Origin of the sequence: Streptomyces sp. NPDC005722 (assembly GCF_040630935.1) — a bacterium.
Taxonomy (GTDB): domain Bacteria; phylum Actinomycetota; class Actinomycetes; order Streptomycetales; family Streptomycetaceae; genus Actinacidiphila.
In genome coordinates this window covers 57,459-72,517 of record NZ_JBEXYN010000004.1, presented here as the reverse complement: position 1 = coordinate 72,517, position 15,059 = coordinate 57,459, and the positions used below count along the sequence as shown (strand labels likewise).

Annotated in this window: 13 protein-coding genes; 1 reads left to right on the top strand and 12 read right to left on the bottom strand. The window is 69.5% G+C overall.

Annotated features, from left to right (window positions below; genetic code table 11):
- Positions 1-94: 94 nt before the first annotated feature.
- Positions 95-502, top strand: a complete 408-nt coding sequence (locus ABZ479_RS06335) for an NTP pyrophosphohydrolase (RefSeq protein ID WP_500460286.1) — start codon at positions 95-97, stop codon at positions 500-502.
- Between the two features lie 70 nt (positions 503-572).
- Here ABZ479_RS06335 and ABZ479_RS06330 read toward each other — a convergent pair whose 3' ends face one another.
- The 12 genes from ABZ479_RS06330 to ngcE form a co-directional block, all read right to left on the bottom strand.
- Positions 573-812, bottom strand: a complete 240-nt coding sequence (locus tag ABZ479_RS06330; protein ID WP_500460284.1) for a hypothetical protein — start codon at positions 810-812, stop codon at positions 573-575.
- Positions 813-845: 33 nt separating this feature from the next.
- Positions 846-1,295, bottom strand: a complete 450-nt coding sequence (locus ABZ479_RS06325; protein WP_500460282.1) for a hypothetical protein — start codon at positions 1,293-1,295, stop codon at positions 846-848.
- Between the two features lie 139 nt (positions 1,296-1,434).
- Positions 1,435-2,961: a glycosyltransferase family 39 protein gene (locus ABZ479_RS06320; protein ID WP_500460281.1), complete on the bottom strand. Its 1,527-nt coding sequence runs from the start codon at positions 2,959-2,961 to the stop codon at positions 1,435-1,437.
- Positions 2,962-2,998: 37 nt separating this feature from the next.
- Complete coding sequence (locus ABZ479_RS06315) at positions 2,999-4,510, bottom strand: amino acid permease (protein ID WP_500460280.1); 1,512 nt, start codon at positions 4,508-4,510, stop codon at positions 2,999-3,001.
- Between the two features lie 147 nt (positions 4,511-4,657).
- Positions 4,658-6,583, bottom strand: a complete 1,926-nt coding sequence (gene dxs, locus ABZ479_RS06310; RefSeq protein WP_500460279.1) for a 1-deoxy-D-xylulose-5-phosphate synthase — start codon at positions 6,581-6,583, stop codon at positions 4,658-4,660.
- A 136-nt stretch (positions 6,584-6,719) separates the two neighbouring features.
- Positions 6,720-8,018, bottom strand: a complete 1,299-nt coding sequence (locus ABZ479_RS06305) for a sugar ABC transporter permease (protein ID WP_500460278.1) — start codon at positions 8,016-8,018, stop codon at positions 6,720-6,722.
- Entirely contained in the window at positions 8,015-8,803 is a 789-nt protein-coding gene (locus ABZ479_RS06300; RefSeq protein WP_037733039.1) for an ATP-binding cassette domain-containing protein, read from the bottom strand. The genes ABZ479_RS06305 and ABZ479_RS06300 overlap by 4 nt, the downstream gene beginning before the upstream one ends.
- Before the next feature lie 187 nt (positions 8,804-8,990).
- Positions 8,991-10,094, bottom strand: coding sequence for a sugar ABC transporter substrate-binding protein (locus tag ABZ479_RS06295; RefSeq protein ID WP_500460276.1), 1,104 nt, complete (start codon positions 10,092-10,094; stop codon positions 8,991-8,993).
- A gap of 146 nt (positions 10,095-10,240) precedes the next feature.
- The gene (locus tag ABZ479_RS06290; RefSeq protein ID WP_500460274.1) at positions 10,241-11,437 is read right to left on the bottom strand and encodes an ROK family transcriptional regulator; all 1,197 of its coding nucleotides are present in this window, start codon (positions 11,435-11,437) and stop codon (positions 10,241-10,243) included.
- A 226-nt stretch (positions 11,438-11,663) separates the two neighbouring features.
- Positions 11,664-12,599: a carbohydrate ABC transporter permease gene (locus tag ABZ479_RS06285; RefSeq protein ID WP_500460272.1), complete on the bottom strand. Its 936-nt coding sequence runs from the start codon at positions 12,597-12,599 to the stop codon at positions 11,664-11,666.
- A 16-nt stretch (positions 12,600-12,615) separates the two neighbouring features.
- Positions 12,616-13,548 (bottom strand): carbohydrate ABC transporter permease, encoded by a 933-nt coding sequence (locus ABZ479_RS06280; RefSeq protein ID WP_500460270.1) that lies wholly within the window; start codon positions 13,546-13,548, stop codon positions 12,616-12,618.
- Positions 13,549-13,650: 102 nt separating this feature from the next.
- Positions 13,651-15,045, bottom strand: coding sequence for an N-acetylglucosamine/diacetylchitobiose ABC transporter substrate-binding protein (ngcE, locus tag ABZ479_RS06275; RefSeq protein ID WP_500460269.1), 1,395 nt, complete (start codon positions 15,043-15,045; stop codon positions 13,651-13,653).
- Positions 15,046-15,059 lie beyond the last annotated feature (14 nt).

Sequence of the window (15,059 nt, the reverse complement as noted above, 5' to 3'; positions counted from 1 at the left end):
TGGGGGGTACGGCCTCGGGCGGCGGGTACCGCCGGGGCGGTGTCCTCGCGACGGCGCCCGACCCGCCCCGGGCCCGTTGTGGGAGGGTGGGCCGGTGAACGGTGGGACAGCGCCCCTGGTCGTGGTCGACGCCGCCAACACCGTGGGGTCTGTGCCCGACGGGTGGTGGCGGGACCGGCACGGGGCGACGGAACGCGTACGGGACGCCCTGGCCGCCCTGGCCCGGACCGGGCTGCCCGAACGCGCGGACGTACCGGAGTGGGCCCGGCGGGCGCCGCTCGACATCGTGCTCGTCGTCGAGGGCGCGGCCCGGGACGTGGCCCCCGTGCCGGGGGTACGGGTCGAGGCGGCCCGCGGCAGCGGTGACGACCTCGTCGCCGGACTCGTCGCCGCCCGGGCCCCGGAACGGCCGTGCCTGGTCGTGACGGCCGACCGCGAACTGCGCCGCAGGGTGACCGCCCACGGCGCGGCTGTCGCCGGGCCCCGGTCGGTACGCCCCTGAGCGGTGCTCCGACCGCACAGGGCCGCCGTGGTCCGGCCCGCCCCGTTGGGGACGAACGCTCGCCGCGTGATCAGTCGCCGACGTTCAACGTCGCGTACTGCAGCACGTCGAGCCCGACCAGCACGGAACGAACCCGTTCCAGTGCCGCACCGCGATCGAGGTGCCCCTCGATCTCGAGGTCGAGATGGCAACGCCCCTCCCCGCTGCCCGCACCCGTGATCTCCCCGTCCGAGCCGAACGCTGCCTCCAACGCCTCCTCGACCTCGTCCCGGTCGATGGGCAGCCCCGCAAGGACGATCTCGACGAACACCGTGTTCCACCCCCTCGGACCCGGTGAACACTTCTACCAGGGTGGGCGGGTGTCGCGGCGTGCTTCCGGGGTCTGCTCGGGCAGGGCCGTGTCCTGGTCTGTGCGCAGCAGCAGGCCCGGGTCGGGTTCGAAGTCCTCATTGGGCGGTGCCGGCCGGTGGAAACGCTCGGTGCGCGCAATGGTGACCTCCACCAGTCGGTCCTCACGGAACATCCAGAGTCCGAAGCAGTCGTCGTCCTGGTCGCGGAGCAGAACTTGCACCGTATGCGGATGCGGCCACGGCAGCGACTCCAGGTGCTCGAGCAGGCCCTTGCGGGCACGCATCTTCTCGAACTCCAGGGCCCATCCGAACTCGTAGCCCCACTGCCCCGCTATCGGGACGAAGCGGCCATGCCACGTGCGTTCTGGATCGTCCCGGGTCAGCGGTTCCATGACCTCGCCCGACCAACGGGCGAGCACGATGACCTCGGCATCTCTACTCATGCCGGAGTATCACCGCATCCGCCTGATCCACCGCAACCAGTTTCCTCAACCGGCTGACGCAAGGGGCGGTTGGCGGATTGGTGACGAGCTCCGGTTACGCCACGGCCCTGATCAGCCCACACGACTCATCGGACAGCCCTTAGCCGCGCCCGGGCCGGGCGTAGAGCACCGCGCCGTCCGCGGTGGCGACGCGCTCGTAGCCGCCGCCGTCGAGGAGAGCGCGCAGGCCGGGGACGTGCGCCGCGCCGTAGGGCGCGCCCCGGGAGTCGTCGACGACGACGTCCGGGGGCGCGGCGGCGAACTCCCTGCGGAAGTCCGCCCAGGCGCCCGGCACGGCGTACTCCTCGCCGACCCGGGCCCCGCCGCGGCCGCCGCTGAAGTTGGTGAGGAATCCCGCGGTGAGGAAGCGGCCGGCCGGTGCGCGTCCGGAGAGCCAGTAGTGCTCCGGGTGCATGCCCCAGACCAGGACGGTCCCGTCCGCGTCGGTGTGGGCGCGGATCGCGGCGGCGACGGCCCGGGCGTGGTCGAGTTCGGCGCGCGGGGCCGTGAAGCCCCAGCCGGTGAAGGCGGCCGCCGCCAGCACCGTCCACACGGCGGCGGCCTTCCTGGCGGGCCCGCGCGCCGGCAGCCGGCGCAGCGCGGCGATCCCGACGAGCGTGAGCGGGGGCAGCAGTTGGAGGTAGTAGTGGCCGTAGAACTGGAAGCCCGCCACGACGGCGACGGCCGACGCTCCGAGCCAGACCCACAGCTCGGCCCCGGCGCCGGCCCGCCGCCGCGCGGCGATCCAGAGGGCCGGCAGGACGAGCCCCGCCCCGGCCGCCGTGAGGATCGCGGCGTTGCCGAGCCCGCGCCCCGCCGCGAGCAGCCAGGCGCCCTCGGGCGAGATGTAGGCGCCGGACCCGGTGACCGTCCAGAAGACGAAGCGCCCCACGCCGGTCGCCACGGCCACGGCCGCCACGGGAAGCGCGCACCCCGCCGCCAGCCGGCCCCACGCACCCGCGGGCGCGGCCGGACTCCCCCGGTGGGCCCGCCACAGCATCCAGACCACCGGGAGGAGCACCACAGCGCCGGTCTGCTTGGTCAGCGCCGCCCCGGCCACCGCCACCCCCGCCGCACCCCAGCGGCCGCGGTCGGCGCACAGCACGGCGGCGGCCGTCCACGGCAGGGTGAAGACCTCGAAGGTGGCCGCCTGGGTGTCCTCGGGCGCCAGCCCGACGGACAGCAGCAGGTAGCAGAACCCGGCGGCCGCGCCCCACCGGTCGCCCCAGCGGCGCCGGGCGAGGGAGACGAGCAGCGCCGCGGTCACGACGTGCGCGGCGACCGCGGCCACCCGCAGGGGCCACAGCGAGCCGTCGCCGAAGAGCGCGAACGCGCCCTGGTACAGCCAGGGCAGGAAGGGGGGCTTGCGGTCCACGACGGTGTCGTAGAGCACACCGCCGGAGGCGAGCACCCGCGCCTGGGTCGCCAGGAACCCCTCGTCGGGGTTCCAGACCGGGCGCACGAAGGAGGGCAGGTGGACCAGGGCCGCGAGAAGCGTCAGCAGCGGGAGCAGCACGGGCCAGGAGAAGCGGGGGAACGCCGAGGGCGCCCGGTTCGCCGACGCGCCCGACCGCCCTTCCGGGAGCGCGGGCGCGTCGGCGCGGGCGGTCTCGGGGCGGGTCGGCACGCGCCCAACGTACCGGGCGCCCTCCGGCCGCGTCAGCTCAGCCCTGCCGGGCCGGCCCGCGCACCCGGCTGTGCCGGTAGCCGTACAGGAAGTAGACGAGGAAGCCGATGGCCATCCAGACGGCGAACCGCAGCCAGGTCTCGGCCGGCAGGTTGAGCATCAGCCACAGCGTGGCAAGCACCGACACCGCGGGCAGCCACGGCACGAACGGGGTGCGGAAGGAGCGCGGCAGGTCGGGGCGGGTACGGCGGAGCACCACGACGCCGATGGCGACGACGACGAAGGCGAACAGGGTGCCGATGTTCACCAGCTCGGCCAGTTCCTCGATGGTGGTGAAGCCCGCGACGATCGCGACGATGCCGCCGAGCAGGATCGTCGAGCGGTACGGCGTGCCCCGCGTGGGGTGTACCTGGGAGAAGAAGCGCGGCAGCAGTCCGTCGCGGCTCATCGCGAAGAACACCCGGCTCTGCCCCAGCAGCAGGATCATGCAGACCGTCGTCAGGCCCACCACGGCGCCGAAGGCGATCAGCCCGGCCCAGAAGGGGTGGCCCACGGCTTTGAACGCGTCGGCCAGCGGCGCGTCCACGGTGAGTTGGGAGTAGTGCTGCATGCCGGTGACGACGATGGAGACGGCGACGTACAGCACGGTGCAGATCAGCAGCGAGCCGAGGATGCCGCGCGGCACGTCCCGCTGCGGGTTCTTGGTCTCCTCCGCGGCGGTGGCGACGATGTCGAAGCCGATGTAGGCGAAGAAGACCACGGCCGCGGCGGTGAAGATGCCCATGACGCCGAACTGGGACGGAGTGAAGCCCGAGATCAGCTGGATGAGCGGGGCCTTGATGCCGGCCTCGGCGCCCTCGGACCGCACGGCGGGCGGGACGAACGGCGTGTAGTTGTGGCCCTTGATGAAGAACGCGCCCACGACGATCACGATGAGCACCACGGTCAGCTTGATGGCGACCACCACGGAGGTCACCCGGGCCGAGAGCTTCATCCCGGCGACCAGGATGGCGGTCAGCGCGGCCACCAGCAGGAAGGCCAGCAGGTCGAAGTGGAAGCCGTCCTGCTGGCCGCCGGACAGCACCGACGGCAGGTGCCAGCCCCAGTTGTCCATGATCGAGCGCAGGTACCCCGACCATCCGACCGCGACCACGGCGGAGCCCAGCGCCAGTTCCAGCACCAGGTCCCAGCCGATGATCCAGGCGGGCAGTTCGCCGAGCGTCGCGAAGGAGAAGGTGTACGCGGACCCGGCCACCGGCACGGTGGAGGCGAACTCGGCGTAGCACAGGGCGGCGAGCGCGCAGACGACGCCGGCGGCGACGAAGGACAGGGCGACCGCCGGGCCCGCGTTCTCCTTCGCCACCTTGCCCGTGAGGACGAAGATGCCGGTGCCGATGATGACGCCGACGCCGAAGACCGTGAGGTCGAGGGCGGACAGCGACTTCTTGAGCGCGTGCTCCGGCTCCTGCGTGTCCCTCAGGGAATCCTCGACCGATTTGGTACGGAAGAAGCCGCTCCGTCCCTTCGTAGCGTTACCGCCCACGTCCACCGGCGCACCTCCACAGTTGTCCCTGCATCACAACATCCGCTGATGCTTGTGACCGGATCTGGCGCGCCTACACATCAACAGAAGGGCCGGGCGATCACCCGTAAGGGTGTCGCCCGGCCCGGTGGTGCCGAGGCGGGGAGGCGGGCGTCAGTCGCTCGCGACCTGCGGCGCCGGCTCGTCCGCGTAGCGGCCCTCGAGCCGGCTGACGAGGCCCGTCACCTGACGCGCGATGTCCGGGGCGGTCAGGCCGATCTCGGCCATGACCTCCTTGCGGCCGGCGTGGTCGAGGAACTCCTGCGGGATGCCGAAGTCGCGCAGCGGCACGTCCACGTTCGCGTCGCGCAGGGCCTGGGCGACGGCGGAGCCGACACCGCCCACCCGTCCGTTGTCCTCGACCGTGACGACGACCCGGTGGCCGGCCGCGAGGCCGGGCAGGGCCTCGTCGACGGGCTTGACCCAGCGGGGGTCGACGACGGTGGTGGTGATGCCCTGGGCGTCGAGCAGGTCGGCGATCTCCAGGCACATCGGGGCGAGCGCGCCGACGGAGACCAGCAGGACGTCCGGCCGGTCCTCGCCCTGGGTCTTGGCCGCGCGCAGCACGTCCATCCCGCCGACCTTGCCGACGGCCTTGACCGCCGGGCCGACCGCGCCCTTGGAGTAGCGGACCACGGTCGGGGCGTCCTCGACGGCCACGGCCTCCCGCAGCTGGGCGCGCACCTGGTCGGCGTCGCGGGGGGCGGCGATCCGCAGGCCGGGCACGACCTGCAGGATCGACAGGTCCCACATGCCGTTGTGCGAGGCGCCGTCGGTGCCGGTGATGCCGGCGCGGTCCAGGACGAACGTGACGCCGCACTTGTGGAGCGCGACGTCCATCAGCACCTGGTCGAAGGCGCGGTTGAGGAAGGTCGCGTAGACGGCGACCACCGGGTGCAGGCCGCCGGTGGCCAGGCCCGCCGCCGACACGGCGGCGTGCTGCTCGGCGATGCCGACGTCGTAGACGCGGTCCGGGAAGGCCTTGGCGAACTTGTCGAGACCGACGGGCTGGAGCATCGCGGCCGTGATGGCGACGATGTCCTTGCGCTCCTTGCCGAGCTTGACCATCTCCTCGGCGAAGACCGAGGTCCAGTCCGCGCCCGAGGCGGCGATGGGCAGGCCGGTGTCGGGGTGGATCTTGCCGACGGCGTGGAAGCGGTCGGCCTCGTCCTCCAGGGCGGGGGTGTAGCCGCGGCCCTTCTCCGTCAGGCAGTGGACGATGACCGGGCCGCCGAAGCGCTTGGCGCGCTGCAGCGCGGACTCCAGGGCGGCGAGGTCGTGGCCGTCGATCGGGCCGACGTACTTGAGGCCCAGGTCCTCGAACATGCCCTGCGGGGCGATGAAGTCCTTGAAGCCCTTCTTGGCGCCGTGCAGGGTCTCGTACAGCGGCTGGCCGATGACGGGGGTGCGCTCCAGCAGCTCCTTGGTGCGGGTGAGGAAGCGCTCGTAGCCGTCGGTGGTGCGCAGCGTGGCGAGGTGGTTGGCGAGGCCGCCGATGGTGGGCGCGTAGGAGCGCTCGTTGTCGTTGACGACGATGACCAGCGGGCGGTCCTTGGCGGCGGCGATGTTGTTCAGCGCCTCCCAGGCCATGCCGCCCGTCAGGGCGCCGTCACCGATGACGGCGACGGTGTGGTCGCGCTTGCCGAGCTGCTCGTTGGCCTTGGCCAGGCCGTCGGCCCAGCCCAGCACCGTGGAGGCATGGCTGTTCTCGATGACGTCGTGCTCGGACTCGGCGCGCGAGGGGTAGCCGGACAGGCCGCCCTTGCCCTTGAGCTTGGAGAAGTCCTGACGGCCGGTGAGCAGCTTGTGGACGTAGGACTGGTGCCCGGTGTCCCACAGCACCTTGTCCTTCGGCGAGTCGAAGACGCGGTGGAGGGCGACGGTGAGTTCGACGACACCGAGGTTCGGCCCCAGGTGCCCGCCCGTCTTGGAGACCTCGTCGACCAGGAAGGTACGGATCTCGCCTGCCAGCTCGACCAGCTGCTCCGGGCTGAGCCGGTCGAGGTCGCGCGGTCCCTTGATACGGGTCAGCAGCGCCACCCGTGCCTCCTTGTTGTCGCTTGCCGGTTACCCGAGTGTATGTGTTCGCGTTTCCAGCTCCGCACACACCTGTGCCCGGCGCTGGGATGATCTTCCCTGCGCCGGGCACGTCACGCCACTGGTGCGATGAGAACCGTCAGCCGCGGCCGGCGGCCTTCTGGCTCTTGCGGGACACCGAGTCGATGACCACGGCGGCGAGGAGCACCGCGGCGGTGATCATGTACTGCAGTGCGGTGTTCATGTTGAGCAGGTCCAGGCCGGTCTGGATGGACTGGATGACCAGCATGCCGAGCAGGGCGGACCAGACGGTGCCGCGGCCGCCGAAGAGGCTGGTGCCGCCGATGACCGCGGCCGCGATGGCCAGCATCAGGTAGTTGCCGCCACCCGCGCCGAGCGAGGCGGTGTAGGTCTGGGAGGCGAAGAACAGACCGCCGATCGCCGCGAACGCACCGGAGATGGCGAACACGGAGATGCGGATCATGGCGACGTTGATGCCGGCCCGGCGGGCCGCCTCGATGCCACCGCCGACCGCGAAGATCTTGCGGCCGTAGGAGGTGCGGCGGAGCACGAAGTCGGTGATGACCAGGGCCGCCAGGAAGATGACCAGCGCGTTGGGGACACCGCTCGCCTGGTTCAGCACGTAGGCGACGACGAACGAGACCACCGCGAGGGCGCCGACACGGAGCGCGATCTCGCTGGTGGGCCGGAACGGGACGCCGGCGGCGCGACGGCGGCGCTGCTCGATGAGCGATCCGGCGAGCATGGCCACCGTGCCGAGGCCCGCCAGCAGGTAGGCGCCCGCGATGTCCTGGTCGAGGAAGAAGGACTGCTGGCCCAGGATGTGCAGCGGGCCCGTGTCCTGGATGGAGAGGCTTCCGCTGTCGCCGAGCAGCTGCAGCATCAGGCCGTTCCAGCCGAGGAAGCCGGCGAGGGTGACGACGAACGCGGGGACGCCGATCTTCGCGAAGAACCAGCCGTGCAGGGCACCGATGAGGATGCCGGTCAGGATCGTCAGGATCAGGGCGAGCCACGGGTTCATCCCGTGGGTGGTCGCCAGGATCGCGAAGAGCGAGGACGCCAGACCGCTGACCGAGCCCACCGACAGGTCGATCTCGCCGAGCAGCAGCACGAAGACCAGGCCGACGGCGAGCATGCCGGTGGCCGCCAGGAAGAAGCCGATGTTGGCCAGGTTGCCGGCGGTCAGGAAGTTGCTGGACTGGGTCTGGAAGACGGTCCAGATGATGATCAGGCCGATGATGACCGGCAGCGAGCCGAGCTCACCGCCGCGCACCTTGCGCTTGAACTCCGTGATGTAGCCCTTGAAGCCCTCTTCACGGACGAGCAGACGCGGGTCGACCACGGGCACCGCGGCCGAGGACGCGTCCTCGACCGCTGCCGCCGCGTCCTGCTTTACGGTCTTCGACGTGTCGCTCACTTTGCATCCTCCGTGCGCCGCGCCTGACGGCGGGTCACGGCGTTGTCCGTGGCGCCCGTGATCGCGGAGATGATTTCTTCCTGGGACGTGCTCTTGACGTCGAACACGCCGTTGTTCCGACCGAGCCGCAGTACCGCCACCTTGTCGGCGACGGCCTTGACGTCCACCATGTTGTGGCTGATGAGGATGACGGCGAGGCCGCGCTGACGCAGCCGCTCCACCAGGTCGAGCACCTGGGCCGTCTGCTCCACACCGAGGGCGGCGGTCGGCTCGTCGAGGATGACCAGCTTGGGGTCGCCGATCAGGGCGCGCGCAATGGCCACGACCTGTCGCTGACCACCCGACAGGCTGGCGATCGGGATGCGCACGCTGGGGATACGGATCGACAGGGTGCTCAGCAGCTCCCTGGACCGCGCCTCCATGGTGACCTCGTCGATCACGCTGGCGCGCTTGATCTCGCGGCCGAGGTAGAGGTTGGCGACGACGTCGAGGTTGTCGCAGAGCGCGAGGTCCTGGTAGACCGTCGCGATTCCGAAGCCCTGGGCGTCGTGCGGCTTGTTGATGCTGACCGGCTTGCCCTCCCACTCGATGACGCCTTCATCGATGGGGTGGACACCCGCGATCGTCTTGACCAGGGTCGACTTACCTGCGCCGTTGTCGCCGACGAGCGCGACGACCTCACCGGCGTGGACCTCCAGGTCGACATCGGTGAGTGCCTGGACTGCACCGAATCGCTTGGAGACTCCGCGCAACGCCAGCACGGGCGTAGCGGACACGTGAACCATCTCCTTCGCCGCCTGACCGGCGGGGATGCCGCGCTTGGAGGGGCGCGGAGTTTTGTGCAAACTGCACAGCTTTACATGAACGGAAACGAACTGTCTGTCCGGCGCCCGCCCCGTCAGCGGGGTCTGTTGGACGGGGCGGGCACCGGACAGGTTCGCGTGGCGGCCTCCGGAGGGAGGACCTGCCGTGTTACTGGATGCCGGCGGCCTTGCAGGCGTCGGCGAACTCGGCCGTGCAGATCTCGGCGACGGAGTACAGCTTGTCCGCGATGACCGTGTCCTTGACGTTGGCCTTGGTCACGGAGACCGGGGTCAGCAGCTGCGACGGGACCTTGTCACCGGAGCCGCTGGTCAGCGAGGTCGTGGCCAGGGACGCGATGTCCTTGCCCTCGATCAGGTTGACCGCGAGCTGGGCGGCGGCGTCGGCCTCGGGCTTGAACGCCTTGTAGACCGTGCTGGACTGCGTGCCCGCGATGATCCGCTGGATGCCCGCGAGTTCGGCGTCCTGACCGGTCAGCGGGATGCCGCTGATGCCGGCGCCCTTGAGGGCGGTGGCGATGCCGCCGGCCATGCCGTCGTTGGCGGCGTAGACGCCCGCGATGTTCTTGGCCTTGAGCTGCGTGATGGCCGCCGTCATCTTCTGGTTGGCGACGGTGTCCTTCCACAGACCGCTCTGCTCGTAGGCGATCTTGACCTTGCCGTCGAGCACCTTGTGGGCGCCGGCCTTGAACATCGCGGCGTTCGGGTCGGCGTCGTCACCGTTGATCATGACGACGTTCGCCGACGGCTTGGCCTTGGCGCCGAGCGAGTCGAGGAGCGCCTGGCCCTGCAGCTCGCCGACCTTCTCGTTGTCGAAGGAGACGTACGCGGAGACCGGACCCTGGGCGAGGCGGTCGTACGCGATGACCTTGATGCCCTTGTCGACGGCGGACTGGACCGAGGTCTTGATGGCAGCGGCGTCCTGCGCGCTGATCACGATCACCTTGACACCCTTGGTGATCATGGTGGAGACCTGCTGGGCCTGCTTGCCGGAGTCACCCGCGGCGTTCGCGTACTGTACGTCGCAGTCGGCGCACAGCTCCTTGACCTTCGCCTCGAACAGCGGCTTGTCGAACTTGTCGTAACGCGCGGTGACGCTGTCGGGAAGCAGCAGACCGATGGTCTTGCTCTTGCTGCCGGTGCTGCTGCTGCCGCCGTCCGCCTTGTCGTCGCCGGCCTTGCCGCACGCAGCAACGGAAAGGGCCATGGAGACGGCCGCGGTGCCGATCACGACGCGACGCATCATTGCGTTCATGTGGGGTTGCCTCCCTGACAGGGCCGCAAGAGACTGCGGCCGAGGTGAGCGTGAGTCAACTCGGCTACAGCCTTGACGTCAAGAAGTAAATACTTAACGAGATGGCAACGGTGCGTTTCGTTATCTAGATGAACGCAGAGTGATCTCTACAGCACAGCAACCGCTGCCGGAACATTAGCATCCAAAAGGGACGAATCCCCTACCTCGCTGAGGGCCAGCGCCAGCGCGCCCAGCACCTCCGCGCGGGCCCCCAGGCCCCCTGCGACGACCGAGAGGCGGCGGGCGGCGCTGGGGATCGCGTACCGCGCCACGGACTCCCTTATCGGCGCCAGGACCAGCTCCCCCGCCTCCGCGAGGTCACCGCCGAGCACCACCCGGCTCGGGTTCAAGAGGTTGGCGAGGCTGGCGACGCCCATGCCGATGTGCCGGCCGACGTCCGCGATGACCCGGCGGCAGCCCGGGTCGCCCTCGCGGCCCAGCTGCACCATGCGCGCCAGGGTGAGGTCGGGGCCGTGGCTGCCACGCAGCAGGTCCAGCACGTACCGGGCGGCGGTGAAGGTCTCCAGGCAACCGCGGTTGCCGCAGCGGCAGACCGGACCGGACTCGTCCAGCGTGATGTGGCCGATCTCGCCGGCGGTGCCGCCGGGGCCGCGGTAGATGCGGCCGTCGATCACCAGCCCGGCGCCCACGCCGCTGGCCACCTTGATGTACGCCAGGTCCTTCACGCCGCGGCCGCCGCCCCAGACCAGCTCGCCGAGGGCGCCGAGGTTGGCGTCGTTGTCCACCTGGACCGGCATGCGCAGCCGCTCGGCGAGTTCCTGGCGGGGGTTGATGCCGCCCCACCCCGGGAGGATGGCGGTGGACCCCAGCGCGCCGGTCTCCACGTCGATCGGGCCCGGGACGCCGAGGCCGACGCCGATCACCTTGTCGGCGTCGATGCCGCTGGACGCGATCAGCCGCGCGACCAGCTGCTCGGCCCGGTCGAAGCCCTCGGAGGCCGAGGCGTCCACGTCGATCGGCTCGGACTGCTCGGCGAGCACCTGGTGGGCCAGGTTGCCGACCGCGACCCGCAGGTGGGAGTGCCCGAAGTCGACGCCGACGACGACGCCCGCGTCGCCCGACAGCGCCACCGCGCGGGCCCTGCGCCCTCCCGAGGAGGTGGGGGTGACCTGTACGGTCCCGTTGTCGCGCAACTCGCGGACGATGTTGGAGACCGTCGCGGCGGACAGCCCCGTCGTACGGGCGATCTCCGCCTGCGTCAGCGAACCCGCGAGGCGTACGGCCCGGACCACCCGCTCGAGGTTGGCCCGGTGCAGCGACGACTGGGATCCCGGAGTCTCCACGACCATTCCACTCCTGCCGAACCGGACGGGAGCCACGCCGATGAGACCCCGTCGTCTACAACATGTGAACTCTAAGCAAGCCTTTAGGCTCGCTTCCCGTCAAGGGGCAGAACCAGACCGCTGGCGGTATGCCCGAAAAATCCAGAAGCGGCCCCGCATACGGCGGGACCGCTTCCGCTCCGCCGTCCGGACGACCGGACGGCGGCCACGTGGAGTGACCTTCCCGTTACTTCAGGGTGCCGGCCGTCAGACCCGCCTGCACCTGCCGCTGGAAGGAGAGGTAGACCACGAGCACCGGCAGCATCGCGATGGTCATGCCCGCGAAGAGCGCCGGGTAGTCACCGGAGTACCCCTGCTGCTGCGCCAGGTTGACCAGGCCCTGGGCCAGCATCGAGCGGTCCGGGTCGCTGCTGGACTGCTGCTGCATGAGGGTCATCGGCAGGATGTACTGGTTCCACTGCCCCAGCACGTTGAATATGCCCACGCTGATCAGGCCCGGCTTCGCCATCGGGAGCATGACCTGGAAGAAGGCCCGGGAATGGGAGCAGCCGTCGATCATGGCCGCCTCGTGCACCGCCGTGGGCAGGGTCCTGAAGAAGGAATGCATGAAGAAGACGGTGAAGGGCAGCGAATAGGCGACGTAGACCAGGATCAGGCCCTGGTAGGTGTTGAGCATGCCCAGGTTGCTGACCATGAAGAACAGCGGCACCAGGGCGAGGTACACCGGGAACATCGCCCCGCCGACGAACAGGTAGAAGATGATCCGGTTGCCGGGGAACTCGTAGCGCGCCAGCACGTACGCCGTCATCGAGCCCAGCAGCATGGTCAGCGGCACCGAGAACACCAGCACGATCACGGTGTTCACGAAGAAGTCGCCGATGCCCTTCTCCCAGGCCCGGGAGAACGCGTCGAACGACCACTGCGAGGGCCAGGACCAGGCGCTCGCGCCGATCTCCGTGTTGTTCTTGAAGGAGCCGAGGACGATCCACGCCAGCGGCAGGACGATCATCACGCCCCACAGGACCAGGAATCCGTGGGAGAACACGTTGAGGGTCGCGCCGCCGTCGGCGGAACGTTCCCGGTCCGTCTTCTTGCTGCCGATGACGGTGGGCCGGCCCTTGAAGACCGGGACCGGGGTGGGCTGCTTGATGGGAGTGGCCATGGGATGCGCTCCCCGCTCAGTACTCGATGCGGTCGCGGCGGGAGACCCGCAGCGCGATGGCGGAAAGGATCAGGGTGAGGAAGAGGATGACGACGCCCATGGCACAGGCGTAGCCGCTCTTCCCGAAGGTGAGGAAGTTGCGCATCAGGTAGGTCGCCATGACCTCACCGTGGTAGTCGGGACCGCCGCCGAAATTCGATCCCGGGGTGAGGACCGAGGCCAGTACGAAGAAGTCCATCGCGGCGATCGCGAGGTACACCCACGCCGTCTGGACGCTGTCCCACAGCAGCGGGAGCGTCACCTTGAAGAAGGTCTGCAGGCGGCCCGCGCCGTCCAGCAGCGCGGCCTCGTAGATGTCCTTCGGAACGGACTGCATGGCCGCCGAGAAGAGCACCAGGTAGAAACCGACACCGGCCCAGATCTGCACGCCGAGCAGGCACCACATCACCAGGTTGGGGCTGTTCAGCCATTCGACCGGGGCGTTCGGGTCCTGGAGGTGCAGTTTGATCAGGACGCCGTTCAGGAGGCCGCTTCCGTCACTGCGGTACACCGCCTGGAAGAGCACCACGAGAATGGCGACGGAAAGCACCTGGGGGAAGAAGAAGACGACCTTGTACAAGGCCGATCCGCGTACTCCGCGGACGCCCGTGGTGCCGCCGCGGCCGCCCACGTTGAGCATGAAGGCGAAGAAGAGCGCCAGCAGGATCGTGATCACCGGCAGGAACACCAGCAGCAGCACGTTGTGCTGGAGCGCCTGCAGGAATACGTGGTCCCCGAAGAGCTTCGTGTAGTTCTCCAGGCCGACGAAGTTCATCTCCTGGGACTGCCCGGACCAGTCCGTCAGGGAATACCCGAACGTCTGGAGGTACGGCCAGATCACGAAGACGACGTAGAGCACGACCGGAAGGAAGAGGAATCCCGCGATGAACGGGTACTTGCGGTAACGCATGGCGCTGCTCCTGCCATCGGGTAGACCGTCGCACCGGGGCCCCGAACGCCCCCCGGACCATCAGGGGGCACCGGGGCCCCGGTGCGCAAGGGCCGGTCTGAACTAAGAGCCCTTCTTGGCCTTCTCGGCCGCCGCCTTGACCCGCTTGAGCCAGTCGGCGGGCTTGATGCGCTTGGCCATCAACTCGGCGCTGGCGTTCTGCACGTCCGTGTCGAAGGCGCTCTGCGTGTTGATGTAGTTGTAGTTGAAGACGTTGCTGCCGGCCGCCGTGAGCGCCGTGACGGTGGACTTGGTGCCCGGGCGCAGCTGGACGTCGGAGCCGACGCCGTCCTTGAGCACGGTCAGCGAGTTGGCCGTCTGGGCGAACTTGCTCGACGCCTCCTTGGTGAGCATGATCCGCAGGAACTCCAGGCCGCCGGCCTGGTTCTTGGCCTTCTTCGGGACGATGAAGGGCTCACCGGCGCCGGCCCGGATCGACTCGAAGGGCAGCTTGTCGCCGTCCAGCGAGGGGATCGGCAGGAAGGTCATCTCGAAGTCCGAGGGGGTGGCCTTCAGCTGCTCGTTCTCCAGCCACGAACCGCAGGGGATGAAGGCGGCCTTGCCCTCGTTCCAGGCGGTCTGGGACTCGATGTGGGTCATGCCGTTGGTGCCGGGGAGCAGGTAGCCCTTGTCGGCGATCTGGTAGACCGACTCGACGGCCACCTTGGCGGCGTCCTCGTCCCACACGGTCGGGTCGAGGCTGTCGATCCGCTTCACCAGCTCGGCACCGCCGTGCTTGGCGATCAGGTCCATGACCACGATGTTGATGTAGTACGGGTACTTGCCCTGGTGGCAGAAGGGGGCCATGCCCGACTTCTTGATCTCCTCGGAGAGGGACATGAAGTCGGCCCAGGTCTTCGGCGCGGTCCAGCCCTTCTCCTTGAAGAGCTTGCCGGAGTACCACAGGCCCCACACGGTGTAGATGTAGGAGAGCTGGTACATCTTGCCGTCGTCGAAGCTGCCGATCTCGACGGTGCCGGGCTGCAGGACGTCCCTGATCTTCTTGCTCGGGTCGTCGATGTAGGGCGCGTCGAGCAGCGGGGTGAGGTCGGTGAGCTGGCCGCTCTTGTAGAGCACGTCCAGCTTGATCTGCTGGGCACCGGAGTCGTCGACGACGTCCGGCGGGTTGCCGGCGTTGAAGCGGGGCTGGAGCTTGCCGGTGATCTCCTGGGTGCCGAGGTGGCTGACCTTCGACCCGGAGAACCTCTTCTTGTAGATCTTCTCGAACTCGATGGCGTACGCGTCGCCGTAGCCGCCCTTGAAGATCACGACGTCCAGAGGGGCGTCGTTGGCCACACCGAACGGGTTGTCCTTGGACTTCTCGCCCTTCGCCGTGCCCTTGTCGTTGCCGCTGCCGCTGGACGCACAGGCACTCAGCAGACCCGCGGCGGGAGCGGCCAACAGGCCCACAGCTGCAGCCCGCTTGATCAGATCGCGCCGGTTGACGTCGGATCTCATGCTCAAGTCCTCAC

What these genes read in the sequence shown, in the direction of transcription:
- ABZ479_RS06285 (WP_500460272.1), bottom strand. Translation starts at nt 12,599, where the DNA reads ATGGCCACTCCCATCAAGCAGCCCACCCCGGTCCCGGTCTTCAAGGGC.
- ngcE (WP_500460269.1), bottom strand. Translation starts at nt 15,045, where the DNA reads ATGAGATCCGACGTCAACCGGCGCGATCTGATCAAGCGGGCTGCAGCT.
- ABZ479_RS06325 (WP_500460282.1), bottom strand. Translation starts at nt 1,295, where the DNA reads ATGAGTAGAGATGCCGAGGTCATCGTGCTCGCCCGTTGGTCGGGCGAG.
- ABZ479_RS06295 (WP_500460276.1), bottom strand. Translation starts at nt 10,094, where the DNA reads ATGAACGCAATGATGCGTCGCGTCGTGATCGGCACCGCGGCCGTCTCC.
- ABZ479_RS06300 (WP_037733039.1), bottom strand. Translation starts at nt 8,803, where the DNA reads ATGGTTCACGTGTCCGCTACGCCCGTGCTGGCGTTGCGCGGAGTCTCC.
- ABZ479_RS06280 (WP_500460270.1), bottom strand. Translation starts at nt 13,548, where the DNA reads ATGCGTTACCGCAAGTACCCGTTCATCGCGGGATTCCTCTTCCTTCCG.